Annotated in this window: 6 protein-coding genes; 3 read left to right on the forward strand and 3 right to left on the reverse strand. The window is 72.1% G+C overall.

What is annotated here, in order from left to right:
* Positions 1 to 20 precede the first annotated feature (20 nt).
* The 3 genes from H5J29_RS15280 to H5J29_RS15290 are packed head-to-tail and all read right to left on the reverse strand — an operon-like array spanning position 21 to position 4,275.
* Positions 21 to 1,970 (reverse strand): hydantoinase B/oxoprolinase family protein, encoded by a 1,950-nt coding sequence (locus H5J29_RS15280; RefSeq protein WP_181781629.1) that lies wholly within the window; start codon positions 1,968 to 1,970, stop codon positions 21 to 23.
* Complete coding sequence (locus tag H5J29_RS15285) at positions 1,967 to 4,024, reverse strand: hydantoinase/oxoprolinase family protein (protein ID WP_312858245.1); 2,058 nt, start codon at positions 4,022 to 4,024, stop codon at positions 1,967 to 1,969. Before H5J29_RS15285 ends, H5J29_RS15280 begins: the two co-directional genes overlap by 4 nt.
* Entirely contained in the window at positions 4,021 to 4,275 is a 255-nt protein-coding gene (locus tag H5J29_RS15290) for a hypothetical protein (protein WP_181781630.1), read from the reverse strand. The genes H5J29_RS15285 and H5J29_RS15290 overlap by 4 nt, the downstream gene beginning before the upstream one ends.
* A gap of 140 nt (positions 4,276 to 4,415) precedes the next feature.
* Here H5J29_RS15290 and H5J29_RS15295 point away from each other — a divergent pair, with 140 nt between their 5' ends.
* The 3 genes from H5J29_RS15295 to H5J29_RS15305 form a co-directional block, all read left to right on the forward strand.
* A complete protein-coding gene (locus H5J29_RS15295) occupies positions 4,416 to 5,117 on the forward strand; it encodes a TetR/AcrR family transcriptional regulator (protein ID WP_181781631.1) in 702 nt (233 codons plus the stop codon).
* A gap of 213 nt (positions 5,118 to 5,330) precedes the next feature.
* The gene (locus H5J29_RS15300) at positions 5,331 to 6,218 is read left to right on the forward strand and encodes a branched-chain amino acid ABC transporter permease (protein WP_181781632.1); all 888 of its coding nucleotides are present in this window, start codon (positions 5,331 to 5,333) and stop codon (positions 6,216 to 6,218) included.
* Positions 6,215 to 7,164: branched-chain amino acid ABC transporter permease (locus H5J29_RS15305; RefSeq protein WP_181781633.1), on the forward strand; the 950-nt coding region annotated here is incomplete at its 3' end. The genes H5J29_RS15300 and H5J29_RS15305, both read left to right, overlap by 4 nt.

The following is a 7,164-nucleotide window of genomic DNA, read 5'->3' on the forward strand; positions in this document are numbered from 1 at the left end:
GCCGACCGGGGCGGGGGCGGTCATCGGGCAGCCCTGAGCTCGGCACGACGTGCCAGGGTGGCCTCGTCGTCGACGCGCAGGCCCTCCGGGTCGGTGGCCGGGTCGCCGACGACCACGACGCCGTAGCGCTCGTAGGCCCCGGCGATGCTCACGTACTCGTCCCGCACGTCGACCCGGACCCGGTCGGGCTCGCGGTCGAGCGGGTCGCCCCAGCCGCCGCCACCGCTGGTCTGGTAGCGGAACAGCGAGCCGGGCGCGGTCCGCCAGATCGGGCTGCTGGCGAAGTAGAAGTACTCGCCGTCCGCGTCGAGGGTCTTCCGCTCGGGGTCGAGGACACCGGTGATGGGGGTCGAGCCCGCGTACACCTCGTCCTCGAGCCCCAGCAGATCGCCGCGGCCCGCGACGTCGGCGGCCTCCGGCGGGAAGATCCACGCGGCGCTGCGTCCGCCCGCCTCGCCGCCGTACACGCCGATCCCGGGCGCGCGCTTGGTGGACAGCAGGCTCGACCAGTGCTCGGCGTCGGTGAGGTAGAGGGTGTCCTTGCGGACCGCGGCGCCGCCCCGGTTGGTCCCCGGACCGGCGGAGTCGATCACGTAGTCCTTGCGGAGCACGACGCCGGGGATGTCCGACTCGATGGCCTCCGTGGCCGGGTCGAGGCTGTTGGCCTGGTAGAAGACCTGGTAGCTGTCCGCGTCGCCGTGTCGGGTCGCACCCCACGGGCCGTGTTCGGCGCCGCACTGCGCGGTGCCCACCCACGGGACCCCGTTCGGCAGGACCCCGTTGGCGTTGTGGATGCCGAGCGACCCGTAGTCCCCGCCGACCGCGCGGTCGCCGAGGACGGGCTCCAGCGCGCGGAACAGGGCGCTGATCACCGGCTGGGTCGCCTCCCAGTACATGAACACGGCCCCGTCGGGCGGGGTGGCGCTCAGGAAGGTGGCGGCGGGCAGGACGACGTCGACGTTGCGGAAGGCGCCGGAGGCATACGGGGTCCGCGGGTCCACGAGGAACTTCAGCGCCATCACCACCGCGGCCTTGGTGTCCAGGACGGACGCGTTGATGCACGTCCTGGCCTGCGCCGAGGAGCCGCTGAAGTCGATCTCGAGCCGGTCGTCGACCTTGGTGACCTCCACCCGGACCCGGTACTCCAGCGAGTCGTCGACCCCGTCCGCGTCGAGGAAGTCCTCGGCCGTGTACCTGCCGTCGGGGAGCTCCCGCAGGGCCGCGGCCATGGACTCGGCGGACGCGTCCACCGCGTACTCGATCGAGCCGAGGTAGGCCTCGACCCCGTACCGCTCGACGCTCTCCTGGATCAGCCGCTCCCCCAGCCGCAGGCTCTGGTGGATCGTCCGCATGTCCGGGAGGATGATCGCCCCGAACCGGGAGTTGTCGAGGATCAGGTTGAAGGTCGAGCGGACCGGCTCGTCCTCCCGGTAGAGCAGCAGCGGGGGCAGCGACAGACCGGTCTCGTACACGTTGTGCTTGGTCGAGCTGAACCCGGCCGGGACGATCCCGCCCATGTCCAGCTGGTGCGCCCGGATCGTCACGAACGACACGACCCGGCCGTCCACGAACACCGGCCGGATGAAGCACATGTCGTTGACGTGGTTGCCGACCCGGTACGGGTCGTTGGCGATCACGACGTCACCGGGGCGGAGCTCGTCGGCGCCGTACTCCTCGATGGTGTTGCGCACGGCCTCGGACATCGTGCCGAAGAACGCCGCCAGGCTGTTGCCCACCGCGGGCATCGGGTAGTTCTGCTCCGGCGGGCCCGAGATCGTGGCGTTGAAGTCGTACCAGTCCCGCAGGATCAGCGAGAACGTGTTGGTGAGGATGCCCGCGCTCATGTGCTCGACGACGTAGCGCATCCGGTTGCCCAGCAGCGTGGCGGTGAACCGGTCGGTGCCGTAGCGGGTCCGGAACTCGTCCTCCGGGAGGTCGCGCAAGGGGGTCGGTCGGTGGTCGGTGGTCATGCCGGGGCTCCGTCCTGGCGGATGCGCAGCTCGCCGATCCGGCCGACGGTCGCCGTCTGGCCGGGGACGACGAAGGTCGTCGAGAGTCGTTCGCGGATCAGGGCGGGGCCGGGGATCCGGTCGCCCGCGAGGAGGGCCTCGCGGTCGTACTCGCGAGCCTCGACCGGCTCGGCACCGAAGTGCTCGAGCGTGACGGTGCCGGTGGTCGGCACCGCCCCGGACCCGCGGGTCGACAGCTCCGGGTACTCGACCTTGGCGGCGTCGACGACGGCGCGGACGCGGAAGGTGACGCCCTGGACCGGCACGAACTCGAACCGGTTGCCCGAGCGCTCCTCGTAGACGCGGTGGAAGTCGGCCGTCATCTGCGCGATGCCGTCCGCGTCGATCGTGCCCTCCGGCACGGGGACGAACGGGGTCTCCCAGGTCTGGCCGTAGAGCCTGCCGTCGAAGCTGCGGGTCAGCGTGGCCGAGTCGCGGTAGCGCTTGGGCAGCCCGGCCCGCACCTGCTCCTCGATCGAGGTGTACACGGCGTCGACCTGCTCGGCGACGTCCGGCCCCAGCAGCAGGTAGGCGCTGCGGCTCTCGGCGAACACGAGGTCGGAGCTGACCAGGCCGAGCGCCGAGAACAGGCCCGGGTGCGGCGGCACGATCACCTCGGCCGCGTGCACCTGCGCGAGGGCGGCGGGCAGCAGCATGGGTCCGGCCGCGCCGAACGCGACGAGGCTGTGGTCGCGGGGGTCGATGCCGTGCCGCACCGCGACGTTGGTCAGCCCCTCGGCGATGTTCGCGACGCCCAGGTGGAAGGCCTGCCCGACACGCTCCCCCGGCTCCAGCGGGGAGTCGAGGTCGTCGAAGGCCTGGCGGGCGCGCTCGCGGTCCAGCTTCATCCGGCCGCCCGCGAACCCGTCGGGGTCCAGGACGCCCATCAACAGGCAGGTGTCGGTGGTGGTCGGCACGGTGCCGCCGAGGCCGTAGCAGGCGGGACCCGGATCGGAACCGGCGCTGCCCGGTCCGACCTGCAGCTCGCCGGTCTGCGCCACCGTCACCAGGCTGCCGCCGCCCGCGCCGATGCTGGAGATCTCGTTGGACAGTGCGTTGACGACGAGGTCGTACTCGAGCTCGAACGTCGTGTCGACGTAGGGCTCGCCGCGGGTGACCAGGCTGATGTCGCAGGAGGTGCCCCCGACGTCGGCGCACAGCAGGTCCTGCACGCCGAGGATCTCGCCGAGCCGGGCGCTCGCCACGGTCCCCGCGGCGGGTCCGGCGAACACGATGCGGAACGGGCGCGCCATCGCCGTCTCGGCGGGGACGAGCGCCGCCGAGCAGTCCGCGTAGTTCAGGTCGCCGGTGAAGGACAGGTCGCGCAGCCCCGCGGTGAGGTTCGCGGTGTACTCGCCGTAGATCTTCTGCATCAGCACGTCGACGACGGTGGTCGAGGCCCGTGCGTACTCCTTGGCCAGCGGCGACACCGCGCTCGACAGCGAGATCGGGACGTCCCCCAGCTCCTCGCGCACGATCTCTCCGAGCCGCTGCTCGTGCGAACCATCCACATAGGAGTTCAGCAGGCAGATCGCGACGCCCTCGACACCGCAGCGGCGCAGCACGGCGAGCTCGGCGCGGGCCTGGGCCTCGTCGAGCGGGATCAGCACACCGCCGTCGGAGGTCCGGCGCTCGCGGATGCCGCGGCGAAGGTATCGGGGGACGAGCGGGCGGGAGGCGTCGCCGAACGAGCGCCGCCAGGACGGGTCGGTCAGGCCCTCAACCGGTCGCCAACCGCGCCCGGCGTCGAGGATGTCGCGGTGGCCGAGGGTGGTCAGGAACGCGATCTTCGGCAGCCTGCGGGTGATCACCGCGTTGAGTCCGTGGGTGCTCGCGTGGTTGAAGACCGCGGCGTCGGCGACCCCGATCTCGGCCGCCGCGCGCAGCACACCGTTCTCGGTGTCCCCGACCTCGGTCGCGACCTTGACCGTCTGGATCCGCCCGCCGCGCAGTGCGACGACGTCGGTGAAGGTGCCACCGACGTCGACGCCGATCAGGACGTCCCCGGCGCTCACCCGAGCTCCAGCCCGGCCGAGGCGAGCTGCACCGGGCCGAGCAGCCGGTCCGGGGTGCGGCTCACCGAACGCAGCGTCGGCTGGTGCTTCACGACGACGTACCACCCGCCCTCGGAGAGGACCGGGTAACGACGGAACTCCTCGGCCGTCGCTCCCGGGAAGTCCTTCTCGAGGTCCACGCCGAGCTCGGCGAGCTCCTCGGCGGTCACCGGCTCACGCTCGACGCGCGGGCCTGGGGTGTCGGTGGGCATGGGCGCTCCCTCGGGCTTCGGAGGCGGGCGACGACCGGTCTGGTGTTTCGTAGACCGACCGCGCTATAAAATGTCTACCAGCGAAGTTAGAGCGCAATCACGTGCCTGGCAAGACCGCTCCACGAGGAAGGGAGGGGGCGATGCCGCGCCCCACGGGTCACGGGCCCGGCTACGCGGTGCGCCGCCGCGAGATCATCGACATCGCGGCGGAGCTGTTCTCCCGCAAGGGGTACGCCGCGACGGGCGTCGCCGAGCTCTGTCGGGCGACCGGCCTCGCCAAGGGCGCGCTCTACTACTACATCGGCTCGAAGCCCGCGCTCCTCGTCGAGATCCACAGCAGCGTGCTCGGCCCGCTGCTCGCCGCGGCCCAGCGGATCGCGGTCCTCCCGGACACCGCCCCCGTGCTGCGGCTGCGGCTGCTGTCGGAGACCCTGCTCGAGGTCATCGAGCAGCGGCTGGACTACATCCGGGTGGTGGAGCACGAGATCCAGCGCATCACCGGGAGCAGCCGGAACCGGCTGATCGGCGACCGCCGCCGGTTCGAGGACCTCGTGGCCGCCCTGCACGCCGAGGCGATGCACACCGGCGCCTTCCGTCCGCTCGATCCCCGGATGTGCATGCTCCAGTTCTTCAACCTGCACAACTACACCTTCCAGTGGCTGCGGCCGGGGCCCTGGGACGCGCGGTACCTCTCGGCCGAGTACTGCGCCGTGCTGTTCCGGGGCTTCGCCGCGCCGGGCTACGCCCCGGACGGCCTGGAGGACGAGGTGGCGCGGTTCCGGGCGGCGTACGCGGGGCCCTCCCTGAGCGGTGTGGAGGTTCCGGATGCCGTTGTGTCATAGCCCGCTCACTACGCAGCGCTCGGTTCCCGAACCCCGTCTCACGACCACCACACGAGGCCAAGAGCCTGTGAACAGTGCGAAAGAGTCAACGCCGGCGGTTGAACCACTCTTTACACTCGACTGGGTCACCTCTAGGCTTAGTGAACATCGCTTCTCTAGCCGGACCGGCTCTCCGCAGGTCGACGAAGTCCTGAACTGGAACCAGGGAGCACCGTGGCCGATTACCTGAGGGACGCACTCGTCCTCGGCGGCGTCTACACCGTCTTCGCACTCGGCCTCACCCTGTCGTGGGGCGTCCTCAACGTTCTGAACCTCGCCCACGGCAACGTGCTCGTGGCGGCCGCGCTCAGCGGCTACCTGCTCAGCCTGGTGGGCGTCCCGCTCCCCGTCCTGCTCGTGCTGTGCGCCGTGGTCGGCGCGCTCCTGGGCGCGCTCCTCGAGATCCTCGTGTTCCGGCCGATCCGGGCGCGGGCGGGCTCGGCCGAGGGCGCGGGCCTCGCCGTCCTGATCGGCAGCATCGCGGCCGGGGCGGTGCTCTTCGCGGTGGCCGAACGCATCACCGACGGGCGGGTCCGGGCGATCGACACCGGGTCGTTCCAGGTGACCGCGATACCGGTGGCGGGCACCTCGGTCACCGCCGTGCAGATCGCCATCGTGGCGCTGTCCCTCGTGCTCAGCGTGGGGCTGGCGGTCCTGGTCCGCCGCACCCGCACCGGCCGGGCACTGCGCGCCCTCGCCCACGACCCGCGCACCTGCGGGCTGCTGGGCATCTCGGCGAACCGGCTCAGCGTGGGGACCATGGCGGTCGCGGGCGGGCTCGCCGGCGTCGCGGGTCTGCTCCTGGCGGTGCACATCGGCTCCGTCGAGGCGAGCATGACGGAGTCGTTGCTGCTCAAGGCGTTCGCGGTGATCATCGTCGGCGGGGTCGGCAGCGTCGGGGGTGCCGTCCTCGGTGCCTACCTGATCGCCGCGACCGAGGTCGCGACGGTGGTGTTCCTCGGCTCCGGGGCCCGGGAGGCCGTCGTCTTCGCGATCATCCTGGTGCTGCTGCTCCTGCGTCCGCAGGGGCTGTTCGCCCGCAGCGCCTGGCAGCGGGCATGACGTCCGGCGCGGTGCTTGCGCTGGGGCTCTCCGGCAGCGCCGAGACAGCGGTCCAGACCGCCCTGGTGCTCGTCCTGCTGGCGTTCAGCGTGCTGCTGTCGGTGCGGAGCGGGATGTTCTCCCTCGCCGGCGTCGGCTTCTACGGCATCGGTGCCTACACCGCGGCCGTCTTGTCGATGGACGGGCTGGACCCCGCGCTCGCCGTCCTGGCCGCGGTCGCGGGCTCGGCCGTCCTCGGCGTCGTCCTGGCCTACGTCCTGGGCAGGCTCCGGGCGCTGTACCTCGCGATGGCGACCTTCGCGTTCGTCCTGCTCGTCCAGGTCCTCGCGGTCGAGTGGGAGCCGGTCACCGGCGGCGCGCTCGGGCTGCTCGGGGTGCCCGCCGTGGTCGACACCGGCACCCTGCTCCTGGTCACCGCGGTCTGCGCGGCCGGCGTCGCCCTCCTCGAGCGTGGCCGCAGCGGCCGCATCCTGGAGGTCATGCGCATCGACGACACGCTCGCGGAGGCGCTCGGGGTCGCGGTCGTCCGCCGCAGGCGCGTGATGTTCACGGTCAGCTGCGCCCTCGGCGGGCTCGCGGGCGCGCTCTCCGCCCTGACCTTCAGCGTCCTCACGCCCGACGAGGTGTCCTTCGGCCTGATCGTCGACGTGCTGACCATCATCGTCGTCGGCGGCACCGCGGCCTGGTACGGGCCCGTGATCGGCGCGTTCGTGGTGGTCTGGCTGCCGGAGCTGCTCGGGTTCCTCGGTGAGTTCCGGCCGATCGTGCAGGCCGCCCTCGTCGTGGTCATCGTCGTCTGCGCGCCGGACGGCGCGGTCGGCCTCGTGCGGTCGATCCGCGCGCGCCTGACCCCGTCGACGGAGCCGCCCGCGGCCGCGGCGGCGGACCCGATCGAGCTGGGCAAGGTCCGGGAGTACGCGCTGGCGACCGGCGCCGACCGGCCGGA

It is taken from the genome of Pseudonocardia pini (assembly GCF_013870575.1).
Lineage (GTDB): Bacteria > Actinomycetota > Actinomycetes > Mycobacteriales > Pseudonocardiaceae > Pseudonocardia > Pseudonocardia pini.

Excerpts from the sequence above, each read along its gene's own strand:
- H5J29_RS15295 (WP_181781631.1), top strand. The coding sequence starts at position 4,416 with ATGCCGCGCCCCACGGGTCACGGGCCCGGCTACGCGGTGCGCCGCCGC.
- H5J29_RS15290 (WP_181781630.1), bottom strand. The coding sequence starts at position 4,275 with ATGCCCACCGACACCCCAGGCCCGCGCGTCGAGCGTGAGCCGGTGACC.
- H5J29_RS15280 (WP_181781629.1), bottom strand. The coding sequence starts at position 1,970 with ATGACCACCGACCACCGACCGACCCCCTTGCGCGACCTCCCGGAGGAC.